Below are 26,458 nucleotides of genomic sequence, written 5' to 3'. Positions count from 1 at the left end.
GTTTGAATCAAGGAGTGAGGTCATGGGACTATTCACAAAAGACATCAAGACGATGGATGATCTTCTGCTGCACGGTCTGCAGTACATCTATTATGCCGAACAGCAGATCCTCAAGGCGCTACCGAAAATGATCGACAAGGCCACCAACCGGGATTTGGTCGCGGGCCTCAAGGGCCATCTCGAAGAAACGAACAAGCAGGTCGAGCGTCTCGAGAAGGCCTTTCAGAAACTGGGCAAGTCGGCGAGCGGCACGCAATGTCCCGCCATCGACGGCATCATCAAGGAAGCGGATGAGACGGCCGGCGAGATCGAAGACAAGACGGTACTCGATGCGGCGATCGTCGCCAATGCGCAGGCTGTCGAACATTACGAGATATGCCGCTACGGCACGCTGATCGCTTGGGCGGAAGAGCTCGGCCACGACGATATCGCGCGTTTCCTGACCACGAACCTGAACGAGGAGAAGGCGGCCAACACCAAGCTCAACACGGTTGCGCTGCGCAAGGGCGTCAACAAGAAGGGCTCCACCGCCGCCTGATCGCCGCCCACGGGTCTGGCGCATGAACTCGCGAGGCCCGTACCCATTTGTCGACGCCGAGATCGACGGTCGCGCCATGACCAATCTGACAAAACTACCAAGCTGGGCCGACGACGACAACATCTTCGCCGTTGTCGAGACGCCGCGCGGAAGCTCGTGCAAGCTCGATTTCGATCCCAAGCTCGGTGTTTTTGCCCTGGCGAAGCCGCTAATGGCGGGTCTGACCTATCCTTACGACTGGGGCTTCATCCCCTCGACCAAGGCCGAGGACGGCGATCCGCTGGATGTGCTGATCCTGCATGACGCGCAGACCTATCCGGGCGTCGTGCTGCGCTGTCGCCCGGTCGGAATTCTCGAAGTCGAACAAACGCGCAAGGACAAGACGGAGCGAAATGACCGCGTGTTTGCCGTGCCTGACCGGTCACCGCTCGAAACGGATATCAAGGATATCCGCAATCTGCCCTCCCGTGCGCGCGACGATCTCGAACAGTTCTTTCGAGCGACGAATGCGCTGGAAAATAAGGAACTGAAATTTCTCGGGTGGCACGGTCCGAACCGTGCGGCCAAGACCATCAAGCGTCTGGCCCGCTAGTCGGCCCGGTCTTAATGCACATGGCCTCATGGTTTAGGGTTCGTCCGCACCCTTTGCTTCCTGGGAAGCGCAGCCCGCCGCTCATAGTCGGCAGCCCTCGAAGCGGCTTCTCAATCATTGATGGAGGCAGCCAAACGTCCACACCTCGACGCTTCCGCAATCAAGCGGTATATTCGTTCGGCATTTCTTCTTAACAATCGGGCAGCGGCTGAGTTTCCCGACGAAAGCTACGCCGGAAAGAACTTGACCGGTTGTCAATCGTCGCCGCTCCAGCTCGCAAGGATGCTGGCAACTGGAGCCACCTCGATCTGCAAGCTGAATCGCTTGGTGTAGAGATTGATAAGCGCATCATGACTTTCATCGGACGAGCTGCAGAGCGCGTCCTCAGCGAGAATGACACGGTAGCCGATATCGACCGCAGCCAATACCGTTGCGAGCACACAGACATCGGTCTCACCGCCGGACATGATCAGCGTGTCCACCTGATGCTCATCCAGAAAGGCCTGCAGCCGCCCATTGGTGAACGCGCAGTAAGTCTGGCGGTCGAATACTGTGGCGGGCGGCACAAAGCGTGTCAGGGCCGGCATCAGCTCAAGCAACGCCGGATCGACCTGGTCGCGCGTCACGCATTCCCATTTCTCATAATAGGCTTTCCAGACGCCGCGCGCCTCGGACTTATTGCGGACCGGAATGAAGCGCGTGAAGACAGTACGTTGCGGCGCGGGTGCGATCAGCCTGACTGCCTCGGGCAGCGCACGCTCCAACCAGGGCGTTGCCCATGGGGCGCATGGCGCGAACAACCCTTGCATGTCGACACAGAGATGGACGGCACGCGGACCGGGGGGTGCAAGTAGCTGCCCCATGACTAGCCCGATCTTTCCTGACGACCAAATCCCGTCAGCCGTCTTATGACGCGCTCCACAGCGGCTCCGATCGCCAGACCCGCAAGCACATCATTTGCCCGGTGAACCGGCCGGAGCACGCGTGTTGATACAAGAACGGCACTGATGCATGCAAGATTGCGGTTGATGGATTTTGATCGCCGGGGGTCGTGACGCTCACTGTCATGGCGCTGCTCTGGCGAGCCAATTCTGTCGGCTCCGACTGGTCAGCCGGCTTACCGAGCGCGCCGGATTCCGGCTCGGGCAACATTAGCTTGGCCGCTTGGTCAGGGCCGCCTCGCCCTCCTCGCGACCGGGCACGCTGACATGGACCTCGTGCCCCATCCTGATCGCCAGAGCCGCGGCAGCTGCCGCCGACTCGAACGCCGCCTCTTTGGTGGCGTATCCGCCATTGACGTTGCCATCATGCAGGACGCCCCATTCTTCGCCGGCGGCGACCACCGCATATTGAGCCAATCCCATCATGTCCTCCTAAGTCAGGAAAGCGCTGTGTCATGTCTCATTCCGCTCGAGTCTCTCGCGGACAACCTCGTCGCCGGCCTGGACTGACCGCCTGTTGCGGAAATGATGTGCACCACTGCGAAAATCAGCGCGGTCAGCAGCACAAACGCTGCGAGGCCGTAGATGATTTCCAGACCCATATCCATAGGTCACTCCGGATATTGCCGAACGTCCGATTGAGGACGCCGCCTGTTCGGCGAACGCCGCGATCATAGACCGGTGGCCGTTGGTTTGCCGCTGTCATTGCGAGTTCGATTCATGCCATTTTTCAAGGTCCGGCTTTTCGTCTTTGGAGCGTTGCTCCTTCTCGGGATTGCCTTTCCAAGGCTTATCGGTTTGCGCATGCGAACCCCAGTCGCTCGAGCGCCCGGAATCCTGCGTCACGGGTTTCTTGTTCATGACGATCTCCTCAAGATTGATGACGATCTCTCAAAAGGAGAAGCCCCGACATTCGGATGCGTTCCTAAACCTTCCGTTCAGGGCCACCCACGACCGGGTCGGCGATCATCATCACGAATACGTCCAGGTCGATCCTGACGTTGATCGACAGTTCCCCGCCTCTGTATTTTCGCTTCCCTTAACTCTTCGTCGAGCGGATCGAGACTGTCAGCCGATACGATTCGACAATCGAGGTTCGCCGCGACCGTGGAGCGAGCCCTCAGGGCTGACCCGAGCCGGTCACGCGCCACACGGTGTTGCCGACGTCGTCGGCAATTAACAGGGCGCCGGATTTGTCGACCGCCAATCCCACCGGCCGGCCGCGGGACTTCTCATCTTCATTGAGAAAGCCTGTTACGACGTCCTGGGCCTGTCCATTCGGATGGCCAACTGCGAACGGCACATAGACAACCTTGTAGCCATTGAGGCGCGGTCGGTTCCAACTGCCGTGCTCCCCGATGAAGGCACCGCCGCGATAGGCCGATGGCAGGCTGGCTCCGGCCGAGAAAGCAAGCCCGAGCGGCGCGACATGCGAGCTCAACGCATAATCCGGTGCAATTGCCTTCGATACGAGATCCGGTCGCTGCGGCTGTACCCTCGGATCGACATTCTGACCGAAATAGCTATAGGGCCACCCGTAAAAGCCACCGTCCTTGACCGACGTCAGGTAGTCTGGCACGAGATTCGGACCGATCTCGTCGCGCTCGTTGACAACAGCCCACAACTGGTGGCTTTGCGGCTCGAATGTCAGACCATTCGGATTTCGGAGCCCGCTGGCAAATACCCGCCACCGACCCGTAGTGCGCTCGACCTCGAGGATCGCCGCGCGGTTCTTCTCCGCCTCGATACCATTCTCGGTGATGTTGCTGTTGGAGCCGACACCGACATAGAGCAGCGCGCCGTCCGGGCTTGCCACCAGGCTCTTCGTCCAATGATGGTCGATCGGTCCGCCCGGCAGCTGAATCAGAGTCTGACCCGGCTCGGTGATCTTGGTGTCGTCCTCGTGATACGGATAGCGGACGATCGCGTCGGTATTAGCGATATAGAGATCGTTGCCGACCAAAGCGACGCCGAACGGCGAGTGCAGGTGATCGAGGAAAACGCTCTGCATCTCCGGCTTGCCGTCACCATTGGCGTCGCGCAGCAGCGTGATGCGATTGCTTTCCCCGGTGTCACCGCCGGACGTCGCCCATGACTCCACCCATTTCATGATGAAGTCCTTCGGCCGCTTGATCGGCTCGGTCCCTGGTGCCTTGGATTCGACCACCAGGATGTCGCCGTTGGGGAGGACGTAGAGCGACCGGGGATGTTGCAGGCCGGTAGCGAGCGCGTTGATCTGCAGGTCGTCCGGCACTTTGGGCTTCTCGCCCTGCTTCCAGCCAACAACCGAAGCGACATGCATCGGCGGCACCAGATATTGCTGCAGCGCCGGCAGGTCGGGCCGCGCCCCGATCTGGGTTTTCGGGTCGGGGGCCGTCTCCCTGCTGCAGCCAGCAAGTCCCAGCCCGGCCGTCAGCGCTCCAACCAGTGCGATGCGAGTTGCGTTTGTCGGATCAAATCGCATCAGTCCGCCACTCCGACCCGATACCGATAGACCATGGCCCAGCCGAGCCAGCCCGTGAACAGCATGACGAGGACCGTCAGCGCCGACAGCACCAGACCGGTCGGCACCACCGACGTCCAAGCGTCGCGACTGTGGATCAAGACGTCAAACAGCGCGAGCAGCATCACCACGACGTTGCCGAGCATGTGCAACCAGGCAAAAGGCAGCCCGCGGATCAGGCGATTGCCCTGGAAGTCGATCAGGCCGGCGATTGCGGCAAGACCGCCCATGATCAGTCCCGCGAACAACAACCAGGCCGAGAAATTCGCCCACATCATTCCGGCCGTGCGCCAGTAGGCAATGTCGGTCACCAACGTGCCGACGAAGCAGGCGATCGGAAATGGCACCAGCATCGGATGGAGGGGATGCATGCCAATTTTTGCCGTAGAGGCGGGATTGATAGAGCGCGTGGTGACAGTCACGACCTCGTGCATTTGCGCACCTCCGAAAAAAGCCCAACGGCGCGCTCAGAGCGATGTTCCTAAAGTGTGTGGGGCCTCGTCCCGGCACACATTCTCATCTACGTTTTGATAAGATAGATGCGAGCGCGTCGGCTGTCAGAAGCGGGCTGTCAAGCCGCCGTCCGGCACATCTCCGCGCCTGCCATCATCAAGCGGAAATGTGCCGGCCCAACGTGCTTGCCGCGGGTGACGGGGCAATGGTTCATCGCCATGGCAAGGTAGGCCTTGGAATAGGAAGTGCGAGCCTCGGCGCATCGGGTCATCTCATCCGAGAACGCCATGACTGCCACCTCACGCCGCGCTGCGTTGTGTATGCCGGCCTTCTCTCACCTCCTCGATGATCTTAGCGCTGAAGGCCTCAAGATCTCCAGGATTTCGAGAAGTCACGACGCCCTGGTCGACGACGACCTCGGCGTCCTCCCAGATTGCGCCGGCATTCGCCACGTCGGACTTGATCGACTTGTAGGAGGTCATCTTGCGGCCCCTGGCAATCCCGGTCTCGATCAACAGCCAGGGCGCATGACAGACCGCCGCGACGATCTTCTTCGCATCGAAGATATCCTTGATGAACTTCAGCGCCTTGGGTTCGACACGCAGCAGGTCTGGATTGATCTGTCCGCCCGGGAGGACGACCGCGTCGTAATCTGAGGCTGCCGCTTGATCCAACGTTTTGTCGACATTGACCGGACGTCCCCAATCCTTCTTGTCCCATCCCCTGATCTCGCCCGCGGCGATCGACACGATTTCGACCGTGGCGCCGGCCTTTTTCAGGCGATCGCGCGGCACTTCGAGCTCCGACTGTTCAAAGCCATGCGTTGCGAGGATAGCAATTTTCTTGCTATTCAAATTCATGAGTTGCTCCGTTTGCGTTCTTCACCGGTCCATGATCAACGCGAAGCGGCACAGCTATCTGACGTCCTGCGATGGGGGCTTAATGCCTGCGCCAGCAACCGTCGCAAGCAGCGAAGCCCGTCAACGGTCAGCCTGATTTCTCTCACCTCGCCCTTCGCGACCTCCGCCTCGAGAAACGTCTCAAGCTCGGGAAGCGCACAATCGAACCTGTCTGCAATGCCCATTAGCTCGCAGGTTTTCCTGATGCGCTCGATCGGTCTTTCCAGCACGTTGACCTGAACCATTTGGCTCAAGCGCACGTGCTGTTATTGGTTCCTATGTACATCGCAACTTACGCGGTTGAAAAATAGCATCCACCTCGGCATCATGCGGCGGTCACGTGCGTTCATGGAACATGCGCCATCGCCAGGCAAAAGCGTCCGCCGCCCTTCCGGCATGGTTGCGCGATCGTTGAACGGCACAGGGCTTATCAATCTCGGGCAAGGCGCGGTCCCTACCGTCCAGGGCGTTGGCGCGTCGCCCGGCCCCGCACTTGGCGGCCGCATCGCACAATGGATCGGCTACGGCCCAGCCTTCTTGGTGCTCGGCGGACCGGGACTCCTGTCGGTTGCGATCTGGATCGCTTTCCGGTCAATCGCGCGGCGGTACTAGACAGCCAGCGTCTTGCTATGACGCCCTGCCAACCGTATCCGCCATCCTTGCGCCCCGCGCCCCGAGGGGCCTGCCGCGACCCTCGGTCGAATCGATAGCGGTCTGATGCTCGATCTCCGAATTCAATTCTGCGCCGCACAGCACGATGATAGCGGACATCCACATCCAGGTCATCAGGCCAATGGCCGCGCCGAGCGAGCCATAGGTTGCGCTGTAATTTCCAAAGTTTGCAAGATACCAGGAGAGCAGCGCGGAACCGATCAACCATAGGAGAGCCGCCGCGACGGCACCGACGCTGAGCCATTGCCAGCGCGGCTCGGCCCGGCTGGGGCCATAGCGGTAAAGCACCGCAAGCGCCGTTAGAAGTAGGAGCACCGAGATCGGCCACCGTCCGAACCGGACGATAAGCTCGGCCCGTGTGCCCAGGCCAAACTGCTGCAGCAGAAGGGGCACGACGACCACAGCTCCGACCATCAGCATGATCGAGATCAGAGCTGCGACGGTGAATGAGAGGGACATCAGATTGAGCTTGAGGAAGCCACGCTTCTCCTTCTCCTCGTAGACGACGTTGAGCGCATCGAAGATCGCCTTCATGCCGGCATTCGCGCTCCAGATCGCAACCAGCAGACCGAGCACAAAGGTCAGGCCGAGCGTCGAGGTGCCCTTCGCCAGCACGCGGGCGATCTGGTCCTGGACAATCGCGAATGAACCTTCCGGTAGCATCAGCGCGAGGCTTTGCAGATTGGACGAGATCGTCGACGGATCGGCGAACAGGCCGTAACTCGAGACCAACGCGGTGATGGCCGGGAAGACCGCCAGCAGACCGTAGAACACGACGCCGGCGGCGGTCGCCAGCAGCCGGTCCTCGTCGATCTGCTGATAGGTTCGCACCAGAATATCTTTCCACCCCGCGGCTGGAATCTGAAGCGGCGTCTCAGCCAGCCGTCCACGATCCTGTGCTTCTGCCAATGCGGGCTTGATGCCCTGCTCGCGCTCGACCGGCGCCTCCCACCGCGAGATATGTCGATAGATCGCGAGGGTTGCCAGAGCCGTCGCACCGGCAAGCATCAGGTCGTTTAGCCAACTGGAGCGCTGTGCCATCGCCAGCCCTAAATGCCGTCGCGCCGCCGCTTGAAGCGCGATGCGGCAAACCAGCCAACGAGCATGATTGCAGCGCCGGCGGCCAGCACCTGGGTCGTTGGGTCGACGCTTGCCCCCGATCCCAACCGGGAGGTAGCGATCAGCCGCGCCGCGATGGGCACTGCGATGGCACGCTTGAGCATGTCGGACTGCCGGCTGGGGCGCGGCACCGCCGGCGCTGGGCGGGCGAGCAGAATACGACCCGCCAGCAGCCCCACAAGCCCGAGCAGCAGAAAGGCGCCTCCGACCACCGCGTATGCGATCCAGATGTCGTAGCGCATCTCAAGGGCGTGAAAAGCCGCGCCAATCCCGATCCCGATCGCAATCAAGAGCGAGACCGCGCCGAACAGCATGACTCCGTACGCCACCGCGTAGCCGGTCACCAAGCGTCCGATCCAACGTCGCAAGTCCCCGAGATAGGAGCGGAAGATCAGGCTCAGCGAAGACGATCGGGTGTGGGCGCCCATGGCGATATCCAATGCAAGTCGGCATCCGACAACCCGGCAGGATCATCGACGTTCCCTACCCCGCGGCTTGAGACGGCTCCGGCCGGGCGATGCCGGAATCGGTGAGCATGGCAGTGACGAGGTCCATGAGCCGCTGCTTGACGGCGTCGGCGTCGCCCGACTATCACGTTCCCGCCACGTGGCCGGTCGCCAACCGAGTGCCTAGCTGATCGGAGCGAGATGCGTGCGCGGCGGCAGGGAACTTGAGAACGGCCTGGCAACCATGAGGGCCGCGCGCTCGTCGGTTTCGAGCGCGATCTTCTGGGCAAGCATCACGTCGCCCGGCACCAGACAACCGACCGGCCGAAAGCACCAGCCGACCACAATGCGGCCTGTGTCGTCTATTTCATAGACGTTGGTCGATGTCCCGTAGCAAATTCGATATCGCTTGCCCGACTCCGAGCCGACGACGTCGAAGCGGTTGCATTTTTCGAACTGCGAGCGCTGCTCGGGCGACAACCATGCGGACATCAGCGCCAGCCCGCGCGCCTCGTTTCGTTCGTGGGCCTGCCAGCGCTCCCAAATCGCGGACAGCGTCGCACCCAGCGTACCGACGGCGCGCCGCAATGCGGACAGTAGAGGTACGGTGCGCAGACGGGCCGTCATGGCCTTATCCGCCGACCAGCCTTGGATAGAACAAGGTTTCCTCGGCGGTCGGATCCAGCGCCCGGACGAGCGCGGCTTCGCCGTGCGATCTCCGCACTGCGGCGGTGTAGCCATCCGAGCTCAGTTCGGCGAAGCGCGCGTTCGCCCAGGCGAGCTGCTCGCTGTCACTCGGGTCGAAATAATGGCGAGTGTCGCCGGTGTGGTCCATGGTTAAGATCGTTGCCATCTCTGTCTTCCTCAAGCACGTTCAATCAACGACTCAAACGATCGGTACGGCGGTGGTTGGCCGACTTCCCATCCACTCCGGCAGTGGTGCGCCATCGCGGTGGCGACCTCCCGCGCAGGCAGCAACCCAAGCGGCGATCGCGCCGCACAGCAGCGCCGCCGCAACAGAGAATGCCAGAATCACCGAACTGCGCCGCGACCGCTGGATTGCGGTTCTGGCATCGCCAATGACGCTGTCGACGCGCCTTTCGGCGTCGGCAGCCGGCAGCCCGGTCGCCGCCGCAACCTGCTGGATCAGATAGCTGTGATCTTCGGTGCTCACGCCGCTGTGGCCAGAGCTAGTCAATAGAATGCGGCCCGCCTCAGCCCGTTCGTAACCGATGTCAATATTGGCCGGACGTCGTGGCGACCGGTACAGACGGTCAAGCTCGGCACTCAGCAACGGCTCCGCGGCCGTGGCCGACGGCCGATTCTGGATCGTCGGACGCGCGGCCGATAGTCCGACCAGCGCGACGACCGCCGCGCCCACGATGACGGCGAGCGCCCAGGCGATCAGACCATGAAGCCCGTCGCTGCTTTCGATCACGTCGGCCGGCGTCGCGCCGACCACCTGCTGCGCGCGGCCGGCAATATAGCCGCCGACGCCGAAGCTCACCAGCGCCTGCAGGACCAAGTACAGCCCCGACAGCAACGCAAGCGCAGACGATGCATCGCGCCATGAAGGTGAACTCGAGCTAACGCCCAAGCCGGTTGCAGCGCCGAAGCTGATCAAGATCAGCGACAGAGCAGCTGCGGCGACCGCACCCCCGAAGACCGGGCTCCACTGCAGACGCAAGCCGCCCTTGTTGTCGACGACGTCGGCAACACTTTGGTGACTGTCCATGATGTACCTACCGCAATCCAAAGAACGACAGCACAGCAAGGATGACTACGATCAGTCCCACCAGATAAATCAACTGGTTCATGCAAGCCTCCTCCGCTCAATCGTCCTGACAATCTGGCCAGGAAGCCAAAGTTCCTATGCGAACCAGCGAGCCCGATGCGGGGTAAACACTCGCGAGCGGATGGTAACTCCGCAGAAGCTGGAACAGGCACAGCTGTTGGTGGAGAACGATCCTGTTGCTGACGAGGAAGACGGCCATATTCCTCGTTAGGGCTATCGAGTCGCGAGACGTCGCGAATGCGAACCTCAGACCAATTGGAAACCGGCCATCTCGCCTGAAGCGCCATGACGGTTCGCTACCCAACCCAAGCGGTTCAAAATTGGACGGGTGAATTGATCACCCCGGAAGCGTGCCCCTGTTGGGTTGGTCGATCTCCGTCGGTGCGTCAGGGCTCTCGCTTTCTGCATTTAACTCGACTTCCGCCGCGTGCCAGAATTCGGTGTCACGGCCTTCTGGCTTCCCAGCTCTCTCCCAGAGCAGGTGCGCGTAGTCTCGTATCTGCTGTTCGCTCGCCATGCCTACTCCTTGATGCCCAACTCCTTGCGCACCGTCGCTGCAGAATTACCGACCTTGTCGACGGCCTTCTGAAGCTCTTCCTTCGACACGCCAAGCGCATGAGTCCAGTATTTGACCTCAAACGGCTCGTGCATGTTGATCTTCGACCGGTCCGGCTGTTCTTTTTTGGTCAGATTGTCCATCGGCCCTTCGCTATTTCACACGGCGCATTCGGGACGGCTTTGGTCACGCAAATACCTCACGGACTCGGTCGCGACGACGTTTTCTTCGCCCGCTTTCCCGCGATGAACTCGGTGACAGGCTGCCTAACTTCGCTTCTCCGCGGTCAAATCAGCCATCCTGCTCCGGCTGCTCCGTCGGGAAGACCGACCAACGCGGCCTAGTAACCTTTGTTCCTCGCGTCCAGGCGCGCCCCGCCGATTTCGCGCTCCGCTTCGCTCCCGAAGCGCGTAGGCGTGCCGTCGAAGCCCGCCTATACTCGACCTGATCGCGCGTCACGACCGAGGCTCGTTCCGGATCGACGCCCAACGAAGCAAGATTGACGGCAGCGGTTTCCATTCGACCACTGGTCGCGATCGCCCACGGAATTCCAGCTTCCGACAACCATCGCAAAAGGTCCCGCGCGTCCGGCAGGCGGACCTGGCTTGCCTGGTGCTGGTAAGAGGCCGCATGCGCGCGCCGTAGGCGGTCGATGCGCTCCGCGCTGATCTCGATGCCGATCTCCCGGAGGAGTTGATTGGTGAAGAGGCCGCCGCTCATGCCGATCTTGCGATGGATGCGTCAGACCGATAGTTCGTTTCCTTCGGAATCGAGTGCATGCTTCCAGGCCAGCACGCGCTGATAGACGCTGTCGACCAGCGTACCGTCGAGATCGAACAGGACGACTGGCTCGATGCGCATGCGAACTCTTCGTCACAGACTCAACGATACGCAATCAAGGTGCTGGCCTTTGGCCGAATGGAATGTAGGCTTCAGTCCTCGCCTTGCCGTTGCGATCGGTGAAGCGCACCTTTCCGACGCAGGGCGGGAAGCTTCAGAGGGGCCGCAAATGTCGTCGGATCAACTTCGCTCGCGCTGTGAAACATCTGCGAGAGGCCGCACGGGTTCCCGGTCAACTGCGCCTAACAAGGCTCGCTGCGCAAACAGCGCAGCCGGCCGATTTCTCTGGACGCCGCCTTCATCAAACCCCTTGCCGCCTCGCGCTCGCGACCAACCACAAATTCCCCCGATTGGCGCGAGGGGCGTTCAGCGCAGCGTTCGTCCCCATCTCGCGATGCGCCATGAAGTCATTCAAGGAGCCAAGGGCCGATTGAATTCTCTTGAGCCGGTCGGAGAGCCCTGCGAGTTCCTTGTGATCGCTATGGGCGTAAAGGCTCTTGAAGAACTCGACTGCATAACGGATCTTCTTGATTCTTATGCGTAGCTTGTGGCGTTGCGTCGGATCGAGTTCCTGCAAGCGCTTGCCTTGCTTGCGTGCCTTCCTGATGCGCCGGTCGAGCAGTGCTGCCGCATAGGGACCAATCAATCGCTTGTCGTGGGCTGACGCGCTGCTGGTCGCGATCCAATCGAGCACATCGAGCAAAAGACGACGAAACCGGGCGGACGCGACCGCCCGTCCAGCGCGCTTGAAGGCCGCAAGCCGATGAGCGGCAAACTTCTTCTCGATAGCGCGAGAGCCGCCTTTTGGCACGTTCTCATGCGCGACGGGATGAACGCGCTCTTTCAAGAATACGTCGATCTCACGAGCTGGCGCGAGCTCGCGGGTGAGCCATTTAAGCTCAGCCTTAATCCGCGCGGTGTTCGCTCGCGGAAGCACATCGTTGAAGAGCGAGATGGCGGCGCGCGTTCGCCGCAAGCCTACGCGCATCTGATGGATTGCCTCCGAATCCAGTACACGCATCGCATCCGCATTGCATGCAAAATGCCGGAGCGTCGCAGACGCAACAATGCGGAAGGCTCCGTTTGGCGCTAACTCACGATCAAGCCGAACGGCACGACGAATCGAGGTGCGAAAGACCGGCTTCAGCTTCCGGGACAAGTGCTTAGCGCTGAAATCATCGAGCGGCGTACCTTCCGCCTTGGCAATGTCTGGCTTGAGGCGATCGACCTCGGCCTCCCATTCGCACGCGTGAAGTTTCCTGAAGCAGTGGACTTTACCGTTTGCACAAACTTGTTGTCGACCTGGCGCACCCTCAGCGTGAGGCCACTCCGCTTGAGCTTGCGCTTGTTCGTATCAAAATACGTCGAAACAAGATCTTGCTGGGACCAATTCGCGCGCCGCACACCGGGGACGCCGCCCTTCGTCATGGCCGATAGCCCGCGGGGCGAGGCTTGGAACTTCAATTCAGTCTCGACGCTCATTGCCGATTCGAAAAGACGCGATCACGGAAAGGTTCCCGCCGTCGCGGCGGGAGGTCTTTTTGGATGTGACTGCGCAGTTGGGATTTGGCACGGCGACCGCACCACAAACTTGTCGTCAGGACTGGAACAGACGAGCCTTCCCGGTTTTGAACCGAATATTTCAATCGAGGGAGGACCCCATGCCTCGCGGCGACAAGTCCAGCTACACTGAAAAGCAAAAGCGCCAGGCCGAGCACATCGAGGAAGGCTACGAGCACCGCGGCGTTCCGGAGAAGGAGGCCGAGCGGCGCGCTTGGGCGACCGTGAACAGGGAGACCCACGGCGGCAAGAGAAGCGGCTCCGGCCGCGGAACGGAAGAAGATCATTCGCCGTCGAAGAAAGGTGGCCGTCTCGGCGGCGCCGCCTCGGCCAAGCGGCCCGCTGCGGATCGGTCGCGATCAGCCAAGAAGGCGGCGCGGACCAGAAAGCGGCGCGCTGCCTGAAGACGCGTAATCGGCTGCCGCTTCTCGGCGCGAGAATGGCTCTCGTTGCCACGGATCGACGGGAGCCCTCTGTGGACGAAAGGTTCCAGGAAAAGGTCATCATCATTACCGGCGCGGCGTCCGGCATCGGCGAAGCAACAGCTCGCTTGTTCGCGGCCGAGGGCGCCAAGGTCGCGTTGGTCGACCGCAACAAGGACGCCCTCGAAAAGGTAGCCAAGAGCCTGCCGGCCGACCGGACGATGGCCCATGCCGCCGACGTGTCGGATTCCAGGGCTGTAGACGCAATGGTCACTGCAGTAGTCGGTCACTTCGGCCGGCTAGACATCATCCTGAACAACGCGGGCGTCCATGAAGGCGGCGACCCGGCCCCCATTAGCGACGACAGATGGCGAAAAGTCCTGTCGACCGATGTCGGCGGCGTGTTCTACGGCGCCGCGCGGCCCTACCCCATCTTGAGAGCCGCTTCGCCGTTAATTACGCATTCGATAGAAGCGCGGCTCATGCTGCGTACGGCGTGATCGCGCACGACAGGAGGAGGAGATCGTGAATGCGACTCAGCAGGAACTTGTCCAGACTACGTTCGCCAGGCTGGCGGTGATGCCAGAAGTCACCGGGGCGCTATTCTATGAGCGGCTATTCGTCACCAATTCGAGTTTCCGCTCGCTGTTCGAAAACGACATGCGCATTCAGGGCATCAAGCTGATGGCCATGCTTGCCATGGTCGTCTACAATTTGCCTAAGCCGCGTCAGGTTTCGCCCGCGATCCATGATCTTGCCATCCGTCATGTCAAGTACGGCGTTAAGTCCGCCTACTACGACGCGACGCGGGAAGCGCTGCTCTGGACCCTGGAACAGGCACTTGCAGAAGATCTCACGCCCGATGTTCGTGAGGCGTGGACGGTCTGCTACGATGAACTAGCCGGCGAGATGAAGGCGGCGGCCGGCGTCTGACCTACGATCTCGCGCTTGGCGATCCGACACGAACCCATTTATAATTTGGTCGCTTTCCACATCTTGCGAGACGGAGATTATGGAGATCGCGATCAGCCGATGCTCCCAGGCATGAAGCAGCGCGCCCTCGGGTGGACCATCTAGGTTGTAAGGCCAGACCATCGTGCGGCCAGCGCGGTTCGGACCATCCACGACAGCGCCGTTCGGAACATCAACCCACTCACCGTCAATGCGTACGCGATACTGACCATCCTTAGCTTCCCAATCGGCGTCATCAACGCGCTTCGCATCGCTACCATCACAGCAGGGCCCTTTGCCGCTGCGCAAGCTCTCATACCAACTGTTCAACTCAGGGTGCTGATAATCGTGGGCGCGGGCGCGACCGAGCGCGATGACAGCGAGTACAACAAGCGTTACATGCCACATGTGATTGTTCATCCCACACCTAATCCCGGAATCTCTCTCTGCAATCAGGAAATTCGTCCATCCGCATCTCCTCGCTCTTGCCGCCAACGTAATCGGCGCCGGCGCTGAATAGCTTAATCAAGCCGCCAACCGCGCGAACGGGGCCACCTCTGTTCAGATGGAATTGCCTGAACGATAAGAAATCACTTTGGAGACGAAATCAGTCGGTTCCGAGGGTAGCAGCCCCATTGAGGACGCCTTCAATGCAGCCGCCGCTCTTGTGGAGCACTCAAGCTTACGAAAAACGCTCTCGACATGGGTGCGCACAGTACTTGGGCTGAGGTCCAGGTCCCGTGCCACCTCCTTATTGCTAGCGCCGAGGCTCCACGTGCTTGCTAGCGCCGAGGCTCCACGTGCGTCTACTTCTTTCCGCTCCATGCCGCGGCCCAAGAGCATAACAAGTCCGAAGACGAAAAGCCTGCCGGTCCGGATACGGGTGAGAGGCTCAATCTCTTCGGCAAGCGGATTGAAACACTAGCCCTACAAAGGGGCCTTTTCGACGGCTATTTCGAGCGCTAGGCTTCCGCTAGCCTCAGCACGCGGAACAACTGGTTTTGGCGGAGACCCCGATGCGCTTGGTGACTAGGGATTTGCAGGAAGCAATTGCGGCTGTTAGCGAGGTGTAGGGGTGCCGAACACAGCGCGACTTTCGACAACAACTCAGAATCGCCCGAGCGCCTTGAAAAAACTCCCCAGACTAAACGGAGATTTTAGTCTGGGGCAATTTGTCCGTTGTGAAAATCGATGACGTTTGAATGAGATAGATGGCGCGCTCGGAACGATTCGAACGTCCGACCCTCAGATTCGTGGTTTGAGTGGTGATTGTGCACCGGAAGTTCCTAATGGGCCATGTGAGCGCGGGAACGGCAGGCTACTAGCTTGCCAACAGCGCTTCCGGTCTGTCCTATTTGCACTCCACAGCGCGCAGGAGTTAGCGGCGGCATCAGAGATGCCTTTTGTTTGGCAGCGTAGGCGATATAGATCAACGCGTCCCGGACAACTGGGAAGTTCATCGGCCACCACAAAAGCGGCGCCTTCTTGGTAAGCCCGCGTCGACACCAAGGTCGCGCCATGGAGATGCCCATCTCGCTCTGCAGGGCTTCATCCGATTGTGGCGGAGATCATCGAACACATGCAGGAACCATGGTTGACAACGATTACGACAACCGGCGCCGGCTCGTCGAGTTCAAGGACGGTTGCCGCTATGGCAGATTCGGAAAGACTAAGGCTTATGAGTTGATCGCGCATGAGAGGATCAGGGCCTACAAGATGGGAGGCAAGACCATGATCGACCTTGACAGCGTGGACGAATATCACGCTTCCCTGCCGAGGGTCGAAACGAGAGCAAGCTAGGCCGCCGATCTGCGCAGCGAGACGGCGGGCGGACCATAGCGCATGCTGTCGCAGGCGCACGACAAATCACTCGGACCGGCAACTAAGGTCGAAAATTTCGATATCGAGCACCGGCGGCTTCGTTGGACCAGTCTCTGGCCCGACGGGCCTCAAACGCCGCAACGTCGGAATGATGTAGCCGGAGAAATTCTGGTAAGCACTTACAAATTGCGATACCGGCCTTCCTCCGAGTTCCAGCGCGTCATAGTCCACGCGAACCAAAAGTCCTTCCGAATCAAAAAATAACTTCTGTTGAAGGGGATAGATTGACGCCGCTTCGGAAAACTCGACATACATCAGGCGAAGAGGCTGTAAGCCACCGTTCACGAGCGGTGGATCGCCCTCGCGTATCGACGCCGCTGTTTCCAGAAAGTACGGCATAGCTACGAGGGTCCACACGGAATATCCGCAGAACTGAGCGAGATCCAGGACATCCCAGGATCCATTCGAAGCACGATTCGTCCAATCCTCGAAAGAACGTCGCTCGGCCTGGATTACTTGCCCATTCTCGTTTTCGATACCGACTTGGCTCAAATCACAGAAGAGACGATCATTACTGGCATCGAAGCCCACAATACGGACCGAACGCTCGCGGATGTCAGCCTCGATCACCACTTCCTTCAACGAGTTTTCTCGATGTTTTTGTTCTATAAGCAAACCGCTCATCGTCATGTGAACGGTAAACCCACGCAGGTTGCGCCATCGGTCGGAGCCGCCGGACGCCGACAAGACCTGCTCTAGCAGGCTCATTCCACTCCTCCCTTTCGCGGCACTCAAGAGCGGATAACCAACGTGGGAGGCCTGGTCGCGCTTCAAGCCTTTCAAGGTCATCGTGACCCTACTGTGACGGCCTGAAGAGTCGCCTTCAAGCGAGGCACCCATCACCTTTACAACTCTTTGCGAATCTTCACGGACGTCTCTGACGCAACTTTTCATCCTGCCCCGTTCGGACCCGGCGGCGCACCCGCGAATGTCAAACAAGGTGAGGCTTATCGCTGCGCAGTCGGATCGCTCCCGCCAGCAGCTCCCTTTTTCGCTCTTTTGGCCAGCAACGACCGTGCGAGCGTAAGGTCCGGGGTCGAGCGCGCGTCGAGGAAGCGATCACACACCTCCCCGAGGAGCGCACGGTCAAACCCGCCGCCGTTCCGCTCCCCAAGGCAAGTCATGTCGATAGCAGCGCGGAGTTCGAAGGCAAGCGACGAGTGAGTACGGGCCAACTCCAATGATTTTGCGAGGCTGTCTACCGCGTCCGCATATCTTGCTCTGCCAAGGCCAGCGAGCGCGAGTCCTCTCACTCGAAGGACTTCCGGCGTGTACCAAGAACCTCCCCCCTCGGCGTCTTGCTTGAGGACGGAATCGACGATCGCCAGGGCTTCGCTATTCTCTCCGCCAGCCACAAGGCCCTCGGCCAGACCTGTAGCAACCGTGATCCCCATCAGTTGATGACGATGGCCGCGGAGCAGATCTAGGCCCTCCCGCATGCACGCGATCCCTCTGCTTTGATCGCCGTCCGCCGTTAACAGCCGCCCCGCCAATCCCCGAGCCGCGGCAAGGAATGGGATCAGCGAATACTTTTCGCTTTGGGCTTGCAGGTCGTCTATGATCTGCCACGCGATATTGTGATCCCCCGCCCAGTGGAAGACCCATGCCGAAAACATCAACGACATGCAAAGGGTGACCGGATGATCTAGCTTCCGGGCTTGGTTCACGGCTTCTTGCGCCACCGAAACGGCTTTTGACGCGCGACCTCGAAGCCAGTAGACGCGGGCAAGCGTACCGAGACTGCGGGTATAGTTGTCGTATCCGTATTGCAGCAGCTTTGGGTCTTGAGCGCTTCCGAAACTGCCATATGCAGCCTCACTGTGAATTTGCGCCTTCGCTTGATCGCCAGCCAGATGGTAAGCCGCACCGAGCATCGCCTCCGACAACGACAAGTATTCGGGGTTACCAAGCTTTTCCGCGGCAGAATGAAAATTTGACGCCTGCGTCAAAGCGCTTTGAAAGTCGCCAACTCGGGCCGAGAAAAGCTGGAGACCGCTGAGAATCCGGAGCTTGTAGCTTGTGTCGTTGACGGCCTCCGACAAATCGAGGGCCTTCATCAAAGAACTATGTGTTGCCGACTTCTCTCCGTCAGTGAACATGCGCGACAGCGCGAGTGCCGTCCAGAGCTCCAATGCGTACCGGCTTGGCTGGGTCTCGGCCCCGACGATAGCGACTCCTCGTTCGGCCCATTCGCGACACTCTATCAACAAGGACATATCGAGGAACAGGCGAGTAGCGCTCGCGGCGATCCGGAGTTTGTCGACAGACGCTTCGTCCGATGAAAACGCGAATTCGAGTGCTGTCCTTATGTTCGAAACGGCTTCCTCCCGATCAACGTCATAGACTGACGATGAGTGGGTTCGGGAAGAGAGTTTTTCGATGCGATCGCAATAATAATCGGCGTGGCGAACGGCGATTTCGTGGGCCTCTCCACTTTCGATCAAATGATGACGCAGCCGCGCGCGCGTGGTGTCGAGCAGGCGATACCGCAGATCGGAGCCGTTCACGACCACCGCTATCAACGATTTTGCCACTAGCGCAGAGAATTCCTCGAGCAAGCCGTTCGCAGTGGCGGCATTCGCATCGATGACGACGCGTCGGGCCGCCTCGAACGAGAACGGCCCCGTGAAGACCGACAGACGCCGGAGGACCACACGCTCGTTCTCCGCAAGAAGCCTATAGCTCCAGTCGATCGTTGCGCTAAGGGTTCTATGCCTCGGGACAGCCGTCCGTTTCCCCGAAAGGTGTACGGCCATATCGCTGTCCAATAGGCTGGCGATGCCTGTGATTCCGAAGGTGTCGACACGCCCGGCGACGAGTTCCAAGGCAAGCGCGATACCATCCAGCCGGCGGCATATGGCGGCGATCGTCGGAACGTCCGACTCGGCGATGTCCGGTGCCACTCCACGTGTGCTTAGTCGCCCGACAAAGAGGCGAGCGGCAGGGTACTCAAGCAGCTCGGTGGCGGTCATGCCCGAAACATCCGGGGGGCATTCAAGGGGCTGCAGGCGGTGAACGCATTCGCCATCCGCCCTCAAGGATTCGCGGCTCGTCGCCAAAAGGTGGACGTCCGGGCAGCGCCGCAAGATTGCTTCGGCAAGTCCCGCCGCGGCTTCGGCGACGTGCTCGCAACCGTCGAGGACGATTAGGGTCCGCTTCCGGCTTAGCGCTGCCAACAGAGACTCGAGCAGATCACTCGACTTCGTGGAAACATTGGTCGATGACGCGACCGCAAACGCCACAGACTGCGGATCGCCGAGCAAACCTAGATCGACGAAGCAGACGCCATCCGCGAAGGTGTCGGAAAGCGAATGCGCTACCGATATTGCAGTTGTCGTCTTGCCGACGCCGCCGGACCCAACGATCGACACGAAGCGCTGTGCAATCAGTTGGGATGCGATCGCCTTGATCGCGCTTTCTCGGCCGACGATTTCAGCCGGCATGACGGGCAACCGAGAACGGAACGGTTCGCTGTTGACCGAAACGGGCGCGGCTGCCATCGCGGTCACCGCAAATGCGAAGCAGTAACCTCGCCCTGACACATTGGTGATATATTTTACGTTCGACCCATCCCCTTCGAGTGCCTTCCTCAAGGCACTGACGTGCACCCGCAAGCTGCTTTCGTCCACGTGCACGCCGGGCCAAACGCGATCGAAAAGCTCTCTTTTTGTAATTACCTGCTTCGGGCGCTCGAGCAATGCGAGCAGAATATCAAAGGCGCGTGCCCCGAGAGCGACTGCGACGCCATCTTTCTCCAACTTGCGCTGGCTTGGTATCAGTCTAAAAGGACCGAAGGTGACGGCTTCAGCGTCGAAGTTCCCATTCGCCGGTGGTTGCCGCAACTCGCCGCTGTTCATCATGAGCGGTGAATTATCAGATAAATGGCGGTTCCTCGAACCGTCACGCAATTGTGTTCTGGTCGGTCGCTTAGTGGAGACGATCGTTCCGAAACGGCAAGTGGGCGCGTTCGGTGGGGTCGGGCGCGTCATGCACCGTGTCGGGAAGCTTCCGGATAGTATTGGGGAGCTTCCCTACGATCGAACATGCCGTAGTCCCGGGCCACGCGGACCTGCCGCAAACGCCCGTCCGACGGGAGTTTTGCCGATGCGGCGAAGGCGGCGGCGGCGTCTTTCGACTTCCACAGCATCATCAGGACGGCGTTGCCCGGCGTGAGAACGGCATCGAAGACCTCCCACTTAAGCAAGCCGCCGGCATCGGGATTCAGGGCGAGGTGATCGGCAATCGCCGGTTCGTCCGATGTTTCGATGGAGCCGTTTGGCCATTTTGCGTCGACGAACGTGACCGTAGTTCCTTCGCCGATCTCGGTTTCGTCGAGACGTTGCTCGGCGATCCTGTGCCCGGCGGGCACATGGGTGTCCCGCGTGATCTCCCCAACCCGGAGATGATAATCGAGCAGAATCGTCGACCGTCCCCTCTCTTGTGCGAGATGGTGCCGCTGTGCGGTCCGCCATCGCACGACGGATTTCTCGTCCCGCCATCCGGAGAGCGACAGGAGCCAGCCCGGCCGGGTGAGGCTCTTGTAGCGGACGTTCTCGATGAAGCCGTCGATCTGCTCCAACTCCGGCCGCAGCATTTTGGCGACACCCAGGTAGCCGTCCCACTGGTCCGGTTTGGGATGAACTTCGAAGATCACTGAGAACATCGTCGTTTCCTCTTGGTTTCTCGCTCCGCCGCCGGGAGCGTCCAACGGGCGGGTATCGTCAGATCGGCTTTCCGGAACGATCCTGAGCAGCCCCCGATTTGGCACCTGCCTTACCCCCAGAGCCGAAATTGCGGATGAAGGTATAGAAGGCCGGAGTGAACATTAGGCCGAAGATCGTGACGCCGATCATTCCGGCGAAGACGGCGGTGCCTATGGACTGGCGCATCTCGGATCCGGCGCCGGTGGCGACCGCGAGGGGGAAGACGCCGAGAATGAACGCGGCTGAAGTCATGAGGATCGGGCGGAGCCGGATGCGGGCCGCTTCGGTCGCGGCCTGTTCGGCGGTGTCGCCGTCATGGTCCTGCCGCTGCCTGGCGAACTCCACGATCAGGATCGCGTTCTTCGCGGCCAGGCCTACCAGGACGACGAAGCCGATCTGAGCGAGGATGTCGATCGGCATGCCTCGGAAGGCCAAACCCGTCGCCGATGCCAGCAGACACATCGGCACGATCAGCACGATGGCCAGCGGCATCTTCCAGCTTTCGTACTGTGCGGCCAAAACCAGGAAGGCGAAGAGAGCCGACGCGGCGAAGATCACGATCGTCGGAATGCCCTGCTTTTCCTGCTGACGGGAAAGCTCGGTCCACTCCATCGCGAAGCCAGCCGGCAGCACCTCCTTTGCGAGAGCCTCCATCCGCGCAGCGGCGGTGCCGGAGGCAACGCCCGGAGCCGCGGTGCCCAAAACGTCTGCCGCTGGATAAAGGTTGTAGCGCGGCTGGCGATAGGGCGCAGTTTCGTCCATGAAGTCGGCCACCGATCCGATCGGCACCATCGAGCCGCTCGCGTTGCGCGACTTGAGCCGGCCGATGTCCGCAGGCGTTTTGCGGAAGGCTTCGTCGGCCTGGGCGAGCACTTCGTAGGTGCGTCCGAGATAGTTGAAGTCGTTCACGTACCGCGAGCCGAGGTAGAGCTGGAGGGTGGAAAACACGTCTTCCGGCTTGAGGCCTACTTTCTCCGCCTTTTCGCGGTCGATGTCGGCGAAGAGAGAGGGGGCTCCCGCGTTGTAGAGCGTGAAGACGCCGGCGAATGCAGGATCCTTGTTGGCTGCGGCGACCAGCGTGTTGGTGGCATCCGCCAGCTGCTGCGCCGTGTGGTCGCCCCGGTCTTCGACCATCAGCTTGAAGCCGCCGGCGGAGCCCAACCCTTGCACGGGGGGCGGGTTCACCACGATCACTACCGCGTCCTTGATGCCGGCCAATGCGGCGCGGACTTTCGGCAGCATGGTCGCGGCGTTGACGCCTGGGATGTGGTGTCCGTACAGCGACGGCAGACCGTAGAAGATGGTTCCGACGTTGGGTGCGATGGTCGACGTGGTGACGTCGAGGCCGGCCACCGGAGAGGTATGTGTGGGACCCGGCACCTCCTTCAGGATGATGTCGTTGACTTCGCGTACCACCGCGTCCGTCCTCTGAAGGCTGGAGCCCGGCGGGAGGAAGATGATGACGGCTTGATAGCCGATATCCTGGCTCGGGATGAAGCCGGTCGGCATCCGCGACATCTGGAAGCCCGTCAGGCCGATCAGAGCGAGATAGACGACGCCGACGATGGCGCTCGCCCTGATGATGCGGCCCGTCACCCGTCCGTAGCTCGAAGACGCCCACTCGAAGCCGGCATTGAAGCGCCCGAACGCGGCCTGCACCAGACGCCCGATCCCGCGCGGCTTGGCGTGTGCGTTGTGGCTCTTCAGCAGCACCGCGCACAGTGCCGGGCTCAGCGTGAGCGAAACGATGACGGATATGATTGTCGATGCGGCGATGGTCGCGGCGAACTGCGTGAAGAACAGACCGGAAATGCCGCTGATGAAGGCGGAGGGAATGAAGACCGCACAAAGGGTCAGCGCGATTGCTATGAGGGCGGCGGAGACCTCGTCCATGGTCTTATGGGCGGCTTCGCGCGGCGACATGCCCATCGCCATGTTCCGCTCGACGTTCTCGACGACCACGATGGCGTCGTCGACCACGATGCCGACTGCCAGAATCAAGCCGAACATCGACAGGTTGTTGATGGAGATCCCGAAAAGCGCGAGGACCGTGAAACAGCCGATCAGTGAGACGGGAATGGCCACTACCGGGATGATCGTGGCACGCCATGTCTGCAGGAATAGGAAGACCACCCCGATCACCAGGGCGATGGCGATGAAGATCGTCTTGACTACCTCGTCGATCGACTGGCTCACGAAGGTGGTCGGATCGTAGATACGGATGTAGTCAAGGCCCGGGGGGAAGCTCTTCTTGAGCTCGGCCATCTTGTCCCAGATCGCGTGCTCGACCTGTACGACGTTGGCGCCCGGCGTGGCCTTGGGAAACCAGGGCGTGGACGGATACTTGTCCGCATAGGCGATCGACCCGTAGTCCGCCGAGCCGAGTTCGACGCGGCCGATGTCGTGGATCCGGGTCACGCGCCCCTGGCTGTCCGACTTGACGATGATGTTGCCGAACTGCTCGGGTGTGGTGAGCCGGCCGAGCGCCCTAACGTTGATCTGATAGGCGGCGTCGGTGGTGAGCGGAGGCGCGTTGAGCACGCCGGCCGAGACCTGGGCGTTCTGGGTGCGCAAGGAGGTCAGAACGTCGTCGGCGCTGATGCCGTCGGCAGCCGCCTTGTCCGGATCGATCCAGATTCGCATCGCGTAGTCGCGTTGGCCGAATATCTGGAAATCTGACACGCCTGGCAGGCGTGCGATCTCGTCGCGGATCTTGAGCATATAATTGGACATGTATTCGGGGCTGCGGGAGCCGTCCGGCGAATACACGTGGACGCCGAGCAGGAGCGCATCGATCGTCTTCTTGACCTGGACGCCCTGTGCCTGGACCTCCTGCGGCAGGCGCGACAGCGTGTCCTGGACACGGTTTTGCGTCAGGACCAGGTCCGTGTTCGGGTCAGAGCCGATCTTGAAGACGACGGAGATCGCGAGCGCGCCGTTTCCGGTGGACTGGCTCGAAATGTAGTCCATGTTCTCAACGCCGTTGATCGCCTGTTCAAGCGGGGTCGCGACGGTGCGGGCCACCACGTCGGCCGACGCGCCGGGATAGACGGTGGTGATCTGGATGGTCGGCGGGACGATGTCCGGATATTGCGCCACCGGAAGCAGGAAAGCGGCGGCGGCGCCGAACACGGTCAGGAAGATGCTGATGACGGCTGCGAACCGCGGGTGCTCGATGAAAAAATGTGAGAGTTTCATGGCGGTTCAGCCTTGTCCGTGAAGCGGTTATTTCGAGCGGTTCGTGGTGTTTCGGGAGCGCTCGGAAAGAGCAGTGACGTTCACACGAACGCCACTTGTTGTGTTGAAACGCGACCATTCCGTCCCGGCGCGCGGTGGTTGCGCGCCAGGCGCCGTTCGATCGGAAGCCGTCCCTCGCAGCATCCTCGCGAGGGCGGCGACATCGACGCCATCCGCCTGCATCAATCCTTCGGTCAGGCTGTCCCCCAGCAGGTCGTCGATCGTCGGTTCGTCGAAGCAGACGCTCATGGCTGACCTCCTTCAGTTGGCGGCCAAATGGTTCGACTTGGTCTCGGTCATCACCTTGGCGCCAGCCTTGGCCTTCGGAATGCCCTCGACGATGACGCGATCGGAAGACGTCAAGCCCGAGCTGATCACGCGCAGTCCGTCCCGCAGTTCGCCAAGCTGGACCTTCTTCGGCGTGACGACGCCGTCGGCGCCAACTGTCAGGACGACGTGATCGGACTGGTCCGGCAGCACAGCGGCATCGGGGACGAGCAAAGAGGGCGCGGGCTTCGAGATCGCGACGCGAACCCTGGCGAATGCGCCCGGTGTCAGCAGGCCGTCGACGTTCTTGACGGTTGCGCGAGCATGAATCGTTCCGCTCGACCGGTCGAGCGTGTTGTCGACGAAATCGAGCGTGCCACCGCGATCGAAGTCGCCGCCGTTGACGGACACCTCAACCTTCTCGGCCAGGGGTCCCTGCTGTTGTGTGCGCTCCCGCTGGAAGGCGGCGTAGTCGGACTCGCTCATGTCGAAGTTGAGATAGACGTTGCCGACCGAGACGATCGTGGCGAGCAAGGTGGTCGGGCTGGTCGATGCCCGGCTGCCGGCCACCAAGTTGCCGATCGAGACGAGGTGGCTACCGATGCGGCCGTTGAAGGGGGCCACGACGCGCGAATGATCGAGGTCGAACTGCGCATCGCGAACCGCCGCCTCCGCGGCATCGAGAGCGGCCTGCGCGGCAAGCTTCTGGGCCAGGCGCTGGTCGGCGTTCTCGATCGTTCCGAAGCCGCTCTGCTTTAAGGTGTCGGCGCGGCCCAGTTGCTGGATCGCGAGTTGAAGCTGCGCGCGAGCCGTCTCCACCTGTGCCTTCGCCTGGTCAAGCTTGATCTGATATGGGGTCGGGTCGATCTCGAAGAGCACGTCGCCTTCGTGGACGATGTCGCCGTCCTTGAAGCTGATCTTGGTCAACGTGCCGCCGACCTGGGGGCGCAGTTCGACCTGCTGCACCGCCGAGAACTGACCCAAGAATTGCAGCCGCTTCTCGAGGCTGCGCTCCGCGGGATTGCTGACGGTCACCGTCGGCGCTGTCGGCGCCGCCGCCTTGGCTGAAGGGGCGAGATATCCGGGCCCGAAGACGACGCCCGCGCCGAAGATGCCCAATGCTGCGACGGTGGCGAGCCAGACCTTGATGTGGGCCTTGCGGGAGGAGCGGGGTTCGACGACTTGCGTTTCGACTGCGACTTCAGACATGATCGTCTCCGTTGTCTATCTACCAGTAGATGCACGAACGATAACCGCAAGCTCCGTCCCCGTCAACGTCTATCTATCGATAGACAGAAAAAAGTTTAACTGTCTGCAAGCTACTGATGTGGTTGAGTTCTCGGTCGCCGGAGCGGCCCCACGGGCCGACGCACGCCTCTCATCACGTTCCGTATCAAGCGGCCCTGATCGCCAAATCACTTCTAATCCCGTGCGGGTTTTTGCTCGCCTCTGCCATGCTGCGGCAGCGCCACGCCCGCGGCGGCGTACCGACGAATCTGTTGAATATCCGCGTGAGATGCGATTGGTCGGCCAACCCGCATTCCAGAGCGATCTGGGCGATGGAGCCGCGCGTCGTGGTGAGAAGATGCTTGGCCAGTCCGATTCTCGACACCAGCACAAAATCGGAAAACGGCATCCCTTCGCTTGCCTTGAAGGCTCGCGAAAAATAGCTCGGGCTCAGGTTGACTATTCGGGCGACGGTCCCGATCCGCAGACGCGTGTGGAGGTTCTCGCCGATGTACTTCCGGGCCCGCAGGAGTTGCCAGTCTGCCAGGTGACCGTTCTTGCCGCAGGTTTGCCGCTGGTGGCCAACGAGCCTGCAAGCGTCCTCGATCCGGCGCCGAGCTCCCGGCAAGTCCCGGTCCAGAAGGTTCAAGGCCTCTTCGAGCAAAGCGGTCGCAGCGACTTGCCTCGTTCGTTCATTGGTCTGGATCGCGGAAAGCGTGGTGGACATCCTCCAACCTCTCGAATGTCGGTTGCGGGTCGAGGATGACGCTTTGCCGGCGCGGAGCCAGTTGTGATGCGTGAACGTTCGTTAAGTTTCGCTATGGTTTTGGTACGGATCGCTTTTTCGGGCCTTGCA

At 60.9% G+C, this 26,458-nt stretch carries 30 protein-coding genes and 1 pseudogene; 6 read left to right on the top strand and 25 right to left on the bottom strand.

The window, feature by feature from the left end; genetic code table 11:
• Nucleotides 1–22: 22 nt before the first annotated feature.
• Entirely contained in the window at nucleotides 23–538 is a 516-nt protein-coding gene (locus ACVW1C_RS24855; RefSeq protein WP_456760655.1) for a YciE/YciF ferroxidase family protein, read from the top strand.
• A 22-nt stretch (nucleotides 539–560) separates the two neighbouring features.
• Nucleotides 561–1,130, top strand: a complete 570-nt coding sequence (locus ACVW1C_RS24850; protein ID WP_456760654.1) for an inorganic diphosphatase — start codon at nucleotides 561–563, stop codon at nucleotides 1,128–1,130.
• A 254-nt stretch (nucleotides 1,131–1,384) separates the two neighbouring features.
• On the opposite strand, the gene ACVW1C_RS24845 is transcribed toward ACVW1C_RS24850, so the two are convergent.
• The 16 genes and pseudogenes from ACVW1C_RS24845 to ACVW1C_RS24770 all read right to left on the bottom strand — a co-directional run bounded on the left by ACVW1C_RS24845 (nucleotide 1,385) and on the right by ACVW1C_RS24770 (nucleotide 12,782).
• Entirely contained in the window at nucleotides 1,385–1,993 is a 609-nt protein-coding gene (locus ACVW1C_RS24845; protein ID WP_456760653.1) for a cysteine hydrolase, read from the bottom strand.
• A 288-nt stretch (nucleotides 1,994–2,281) separates the two neighbouring features.
• The gene (locus ACVW1C_RS24840) at nucleotides 2,282–2,494 is read right to left on the bottom strand and encodes a hypothetical protein (protein ID WP_456760652.1); all 213 of its coding nucleotides are present in this window, start codon (nucleotides 2,492–2,494) and stop codon (nucleotides 2,282–2,284) included.
• Between the two features lie 279 nt (nucleotides 2,495–2,773).
• Nucleotides 2,774–2,932, bottom strand: coding sequence for a hypothetical protein (locus ACVW1C_RS24835; RefSeq protein ID WP_456760651.1), 159 nt, complete (start codon nucleotides 2,930–2,932; stop codon nucleotides 2,774–2,776).
• Nucleotides 2,933–3,191: 259 nt separating this feature from the next.
• On the bottom strand, nucleotides 3,192–4,535 hold the full coding sequence (locus tag ACVW1C_RS24830; protein ID WP_456760650.1) for a PQQ-dependent sugar dehydrogenase: 1,344 nt from the start codon (nucleotides 4,533–4,535) through the stop codon (nucleotides 3,192–3,194).
• A complete protein-coding gene (locus ACVW1C_RS24825) occupies nucleotides 4,535–5,008 on the bottom strand; it encodes a DUF2231 domain-containing protein (RefSeq protein WP_456760649.1) in 474 nt (157 codons plus the stop codon). The genes ACVW1C_RS24830 and ACVW1C_RS24825 overlap by 1 nt, the downstream gene beginning before the upstream one ends.
• A 318-nt stretch (nucleotides 5,009–5,326) precedes the next feature.
• On the bottom strand, nucleotides 5,327–5,887 hold the full coding sequence (locus ACVW1C_RS24820) for a type 1 glutamine amidotransferase domain-containing protein (protein ID WP_456760648.1): 561 nt from the start codon (nucleotides 5,885–5,887) through the stop codon (nucleotides 5,327–5,329).
• 666 nt (nucleotides 5,888–6,553) lie between these two features.
• Complete coding sequence (locus ACVW1C_RS24815) at nucleotides 6,554–7,639, bottom strand: YihY/virulence factor BrkB family protein (RefSeq protein WP_456760647.1); 1,086 nt, start codon at nucleotides 7,637–7,639, stop codon at nucleotides 6,554–6,556.
• Between the two features lie 8 nt (nucleotides 7,640–7,647).
• Nucleotides 7,648–8,145, bottom strand: a complete 498-nt coding sequence (locus ACVW1C_RS24810) for a hypothetical protein (protein ID WP_456760646.1) — start codon at nucleotides 8,143–8,145, stop codon at nucleotides 7,648–7,650.
• Between the two features lie 201 nt (nucleotides 8,146–8,346).
• Complete coding sequence (locus ACVW1C_RS24805) at nucleotides 8,347–8,790, bottom strand: hypothetical protein (RefSeq protein ID WP_456760645.1); 444 nt, start codon at nucleotides 8,788–8,790, stop codon at nucleotides 8,347–8,349.
• Nucleotides 8,791–8,794: 4 nt separating this feature from the next.
• Nucleotides 8,795–9,016: a hypothetical protein gene (locus tag ACVW1C_RS24800; RefSeq protein ID WP_456760644.1), complete on the bottom strand. Its 222-nt coding sequence runs from the start codon at nucleotides 9,014–9,016 to the stop codon at nucleotides 8,795–8,797.
• A 33-nt stretch (nucleotides 9,017–9,049) separates the two neighbouring features.
• A complete protein-coding gene (locus tag ACVW1C_RS24795; RefSeq protein ID WP_456760643.1) occupies nucleotides 9,050–9,898 on the bottom strand; it encodes a hypothetical protein in 849 nt (282 codons plus the stop codon).
• 397 nt (nucleotides 9,899–10,295) lie between these two features.
• Nucleotides 10,296–10,475, bottom strand: coding sequence for a DUF2934 domain-containing protein (locus tag ACVW1C_RS24790; protein ID WP_456760642.1), 180 nt, complete (start codon nucleotides 10,473–10,475; stop codon nucleotides 10,296–10,298).
• A gap of 2 nt (nucleotides 10,476–10,477) precedes the next feature.
• On the bottom strand, nucleotides 10,478–10,657 hold the full coding sequence (locus tag ACVW1C_RS24785) for a DUF3606 domain-containing protein (protein ID WP_092117711.1): 180 nt from the start codon (nucleotides 10,655–10,657) through the stop codon (nucleotides 10,478–10,480).
• A 286-nt stretch (nucleotides 10,658–10,943) separates the two neighbouring features.
• Nucleotides 10,944–11,375 (bottom strand): annotated as a pseudogene (locus ACVW1C_RS24780) (HAD family hydrolase); the annotation flags it as partial.
• A 280-nt stretch (nucleotides 11,376–11,655) separates the two neighbouring features.
• A complete protein-coding gene (locus ACVW1C_RS24775; protein WP_456760641.1) occupies nucleotides 11,656–12,513 on the bottom strand; it encodes a CHAD domain-containing protein in 858 nt (285 codons plus the stop codon).
• Nucleotides 12,498–12,782: a CYTH domain-containing protein gene (locus tag ACVW1C_RS24770; RefSeq protein WP_456763163.1), complete on the bottom strand. Its 285-nt coding sequence runs from the start codon at nucleotides 12,780–12,782 to the stop codon at nucleotides 12,498–12,500. Before ACVW1C_RS24770 ends, ACVW1C_RS24775 begins: the two co-directional genes overlap by 16 nt.
• A gap of 233 nt (nucleotides 12,783–13,015) precedes the next feature.
• On the opposite strand from ACVW1C_RS24770, the gene ACVW1C_RS24765 reads away from it, so the two are divergent.
• From ACVW1C_RS24765 to ACVW1C_RS24755, 3 genes are all read left to right on the top strand, one after another.
• Nucleotides 13,016–13,318, top strand: coding sequence for a plasmid stabilization protein (locus tag ACVW1C_RS24765; RefSeq protein ID WP_456760640.1), 303 nt, complete (start codon nucleotides 13,016–13,018; stop codon nucleotides 13,316–13,318).
• A 71-nt stretch (nucleotides 13,319–13,389) separates the two neighbouring features.
• A complete protein-coding gene (locus ACVW1C_RS24760) occupies nucleotides 13,390–13,836 on the top strand; it encodes an SDR family oxidoreductase (protein ID WP_456760639.1) in 447 nt (148 codons plus the stop codon).
• A gap of 25 nt (nucleotides 13,837–13,861) precedes the next feature.
• A complete protein-coding gene (locus tag ACVW1C_RS24755) occupies nucleotides 13,862–14,269 on the top strand; it encodes a globin domain-containing protein (RefSeq protein ID WP_456760638.1) in 408 nt (135 codons plus the stop codon).
• Here the strand turns inward: ACVW1C_RS24755 and ACVW1C_RS24750 are convergent.
• Both ACVW1C_RS24750 and ACVW1C_RS24745 read right to left on the bottom strand, forming a co-directional pair.
• Entirely contained in the window at nucleotides 14,234–14,707 is a 474-nt protein-coding gene (locus ACVW1C_RS24750; RefSeq protein WP_456760637.1) for a hypothetical protein, read from the bottom strand. The two genes, ACVW1C_RS24755 and ACVW1C_RS24750, sit on opposite strands and share 36 nt — an antisense overlap.
• Nucleotides 14,708–14,848: 141 nt before the next feature.
• Nucleotides 14,849–15,112, bottom strand: coding sequence for a response regulator transcription factor (locus tag ACVW1C_RS24745; RefSeq protein WP_456760636.1), 264 nt, complete (start codon nucleotides 15,110–15,112; stop codon nucleotides 14,849–14,851).
• 765 nt (nucleotides 15,113–15,877) lie between these two features.
• Here ACVW1C_RS24745 and ACVW1C_RS24740 point away from each other — a divergent pair.
• Nucleotides 15,878–16,087, top strand: coding sequence for a hypothetical protein (locus ACVW1C_RS24740; RefSeq protein ID WP_456760635.1), 210 nt, complete (start codon nucleotides 15,878–15,880; stop codon nucleotides 16,085–16,087).
• Nucleotides 16,088–16,153: 66 nt separating this feature from the next.
• Here the strand turns inward: ACVW1C_RS24740 and ACVW1C_RS24735 are convergent, their stop codons facing one another.
• From ACVW1C_RS24735 to ACVW1C_RS24705, 7 genes are all read right to left on the bottom strand, one after another.
• Entirely contained in the window at nucleotides 16,154–16,876 is a 723-nt protein-coding gene (locus ACVW1C_RS24735; RefSeq protein WP_456760634.1) for a hypothetical protein, read from the bottom strand.
• Nucleotides 16,877–17,115: 239 nt separating this feature from the next.
• Complete coding sequence (locus ACVW1C_RS24730; protein WP_456760633.1) at nucleotides 17,116–20,157, bottom strand: ATP-binding protein; 3,042 nt, start codon at nucleotides 20,155–20,157, stop codon at nucleotides 17,116–17,118.
• Nucleotides 20,154–20,831, bottom strand: coding sequence for an antibiotic biosynthesis monooxygenase family protein (locus ACVW1C_RS24725; protein WP_456760632.1), 678 nt, complete (start codon nucleotides 20,829–20,831; stop codon nucleotides 20,154–20,156). Before ACVW1C_RS24725 ends, ACVW1C_RS24730 begins: the two co-directional genes overlap by 4 nt.
• A gap of 58 nt (nucleotides 20,832–20,889) precedes the next feature.
• Nucleotides 20,890–24,069, bottom strand: coding sequence for an efflux RND transporter permease subunit (locus ACVW1C_RS24720; protein WP_456760631.1), 3,180 nt, complete (start codon nucleotides 24,067–24,069; stop codon nucleotides 20,890–20,892).
• A 27-nt stretch (nucleotides 24,070–24,096) separates the two neighbouring features.
• Nucleotides 24,097–24,357, bottom strand: coding sequence for a hypothetical protein (locus ACVW1C_RS24715; RefSeq protein WP_456760630.1), 261 nt, complete (start codon nucleotides 24,355–24,357; stop codon nucleotides 24,097–24,099).
• 12 nt (nucleotides 24,358–24,369) lie between these two features.
• Nucleotides 24,370–25,584, bottom strand: coding sequence for an efflux RND transporter periplasmic adaptor subunit (locus ACVW1C_RS24710; RefSeq protein WP_456760629.1), 1,215 nt, complete (start codon nucleotides 25,582–25,584; stop codon nucleotides 24,370–24,372).
• A gap of 184 nt (nucleotides 25,585–25,768) precedes the next feature.
• Nucleotides 25,769–26,329 carry a helix-turn-helix domain-containing protein gene (locus ACVW1C_RS24705; RefSeq protein WP_456760628.1) on the bottom strand — a complete coding sequence of 187 codons (561 nt, stop codon included), beginning with the start codon at nucleotides 26,327–26,329 and terminating at the stop codon, nucleotides 25,769–25,771.
• Nucleotides 26,330–26,458 lie beyond the last annotated feature (129 nt).

The sequence above is a fragment of the Bradyrhizobium sp. USDA 4011 genome (genome assembly GCF_054063415.1).
The sequence above is the reverse complement of the archived record's forward strand: the minus strand, read 5'-3'. Positions and strand labels throughout refer to the sequence as shown.

Excerpts from the sequence above, each read along its gene's own strand:
- ACVW1C_RS24855 (WP_456760655.1), top strand. The coding sequence starts at position 23 with ATGGGACTATTCACAAAAGACATCAAGACGATGGATGATCTTCTGCTG.
- ACVW1C_RS24850 (WP_456760654.1), top strand. The coding sequence starts at position 561 with ATGAACTCGCGAGGCCCGTACCCATTTGTCGACGCCGAGATCGACGGT.
- ACVW1C_RS24845 (WP_456760653.1), bottom strand. The coding sequence starts at position 1,993 with ATGGGGCAGCTACTTGCACCCCCCGGTCCGCGTGCCGTCCATCTCTGT.
- ACVW1C_RS24840 (WP_456760652.1), bottom strand. The coding sequence starts at position 2,494 with ATGGGATTGGCTCAATATGCGGTGGTCGCCGCCGGCGAAGAATGGGGC.
- ACVW1C_RS24835 (WP_456760651.1), bottom strand. The coding sequence starts at position 2,932 with ATGAACAAGAAACCCGTGACGCAGGATTCCGGGCGCTCGAGCGACTGG.
- ACVW1C_RS24830 (WP_456760650.1), bottom strand. The coding sequence starts at position 4,535 with ATGCGATTTGATCCGACAAACGCAACTCGCATCGCACTGGTTGGAGCG.
- ACVW1C_RS24825 (WP_456760649.1), bottom strand. The coding sequence starts at position 5,008 with ATGCACGAGGTCGTGACTGTCACCACGCGCTCTATCAATCCCGCCTCT.
- ACVW1C_RS24820 (WP_456760648.1), bottom strand. The coding sequence starts at position 5,887 with ATGAATTTGAATAGCAAGAAAATTGCTATCCTCGCAACGCATGGCTTT.
- ACVW1C_RS24815 (WP_456760647.1), bottom strand. The coding sequence starts at position 7,639 with ATGGCACAGCGCTCCAGTTGGCTAAACGACCTGATGCTTGCCGGTGCG.
- ACVW1C_RS24810 (WP_456760646.1), bottom strand. The coding sequence starts at position 8,145 with ATGGGCGCCCACACCCGATCGTCTTCGCTGAGCCTGATCTTCCGCTCC.
- ACVW1C_RS24805 (WP_456760645.1), bottom strand. The coding sequence starts at position 8,790 with ATGACGGCCCGTCTGCGCACCGTACCTCTACTGTCCGCATTGCGGCGC.
- ACVW1C_RS24800 (WP_456760644.1), bottom strand. The coding sequence starts at position 9,016 with ATGGCAACGATCTTAACCATGGACCACACCGGCGACACTCGCCATTAT.
- ACVW1C_RS24795 (WP_456760643.1), bottom strand. The coding sequence starts at position 9,898 with ATGGACAGTCACCAAAGTGTTGCCGACGTCGTCGACAACAAGGGCGGC.
- ACVW1C_RS24790 (WP_456760642.1), bottom strand. The coding sequence starts at position 10,475 with ATGGCGAGCGAACAGCAGATACGAGACTACGCGCACCTGCTCTGGGAG.
- ACVW1C_RS24785 (WP_092117711.1), bottom strand. The coding sequence starts at position 10,657 with ATGGACAATCTGACCAAAAAAGAACAGCCGGACCGGTCGAAGATCAAC.
- ACVW1C_RS24770 (WP_456763163.1), bottom strand. The coding sequence starts at position 12,782 with ATGACGAAGGGCGGCGTCCCCGGTGTGCGGCGCGCGAATTGGTCCCAG.
- ACVW1C_RS24765 (WP_456760640.1), top strand. The coding sequence starts at position 13,016 with ATGCCTCGCGGCGACAAGTCCAGCTACACTGAAAAGCAAAAGCGCCAG.
- ACVW1C_RS24750 (WP_456760637.1), bottom strand. The coding sequence starts at position 14,707 with ATGAACAATCACATGTGGCATGTAACGCTTGTTGTACTCGCTGTCATC.
- ACVW1C_RS24745 (WP_456760636.1), bottom strand. The coding sequence starts at position 15,112 with ATGGAGCGGAAAGAAGTAGACGCACGTGGAGCCTCGGCGCTAGCAAGC.
- ACVW1C_RS24740 (WP_456760635.1), top strand. The coding sequence starts at position 15,878 with ATGGTTGACAACGATTACGACAACCGGCGCCGGCTCGTCGAGTTCAAG.
- ACVW1C_RS24735 (WP_456760634.1), bottom strand. The coding sequence starts at position 16,876 with ATGAGCCTGCTAGAGCAGGTCTTGTCGGCGTCCGGCGGCTCCGACCGA.
- ACVW1C_RS24730 (WP_456760633.1), bottom strand. The coding sequence starts at position 20,157 with ATGACGCGCCCGACCCCACCGAACGCGCCCACTTGCCGTTTCGGAACG.
- ACVW1C_RS24725 (WP_456760632.1), bottom strand. The coding sequence starts at position 20,831 with ATGTTCTCAGTGATCTTCGAAGTTCATCCCAAACCGGACCAGTGGGAC.
- ACVW1C_RS24720 (WP_456760631.1), bottom strand. The coding sequence starts at position 24,069 with ATGAAACTCTCACATTTTTTCATCGAGCACCCGCGGTTCGCAGCCGTC.
- ACVW1C_RS24715 (WP_456760630.1), bottom strand. The coding sequence starts at position 24,357 with ATGAGCGTCTGCTTCGACGAACCGACGATCGACGACCTGCTGGGGGAC.
- ACVW1C_RS24710 (WP_456760629.1), bottom strand. The coding sequence starts at position 25,584 with ATGTCTGAAGTCGCAGTCGAAACGCAAGTCGTCGAACCCCGCTCCTCC.
- ACVW1C_RS24705 (WP_456760628.1), bottom strand. The coding sequence starts at position 26,329 with ATGTCCACCACGCTTTCCGCGATCCAGACCAATGAACGAACGAGGCAA.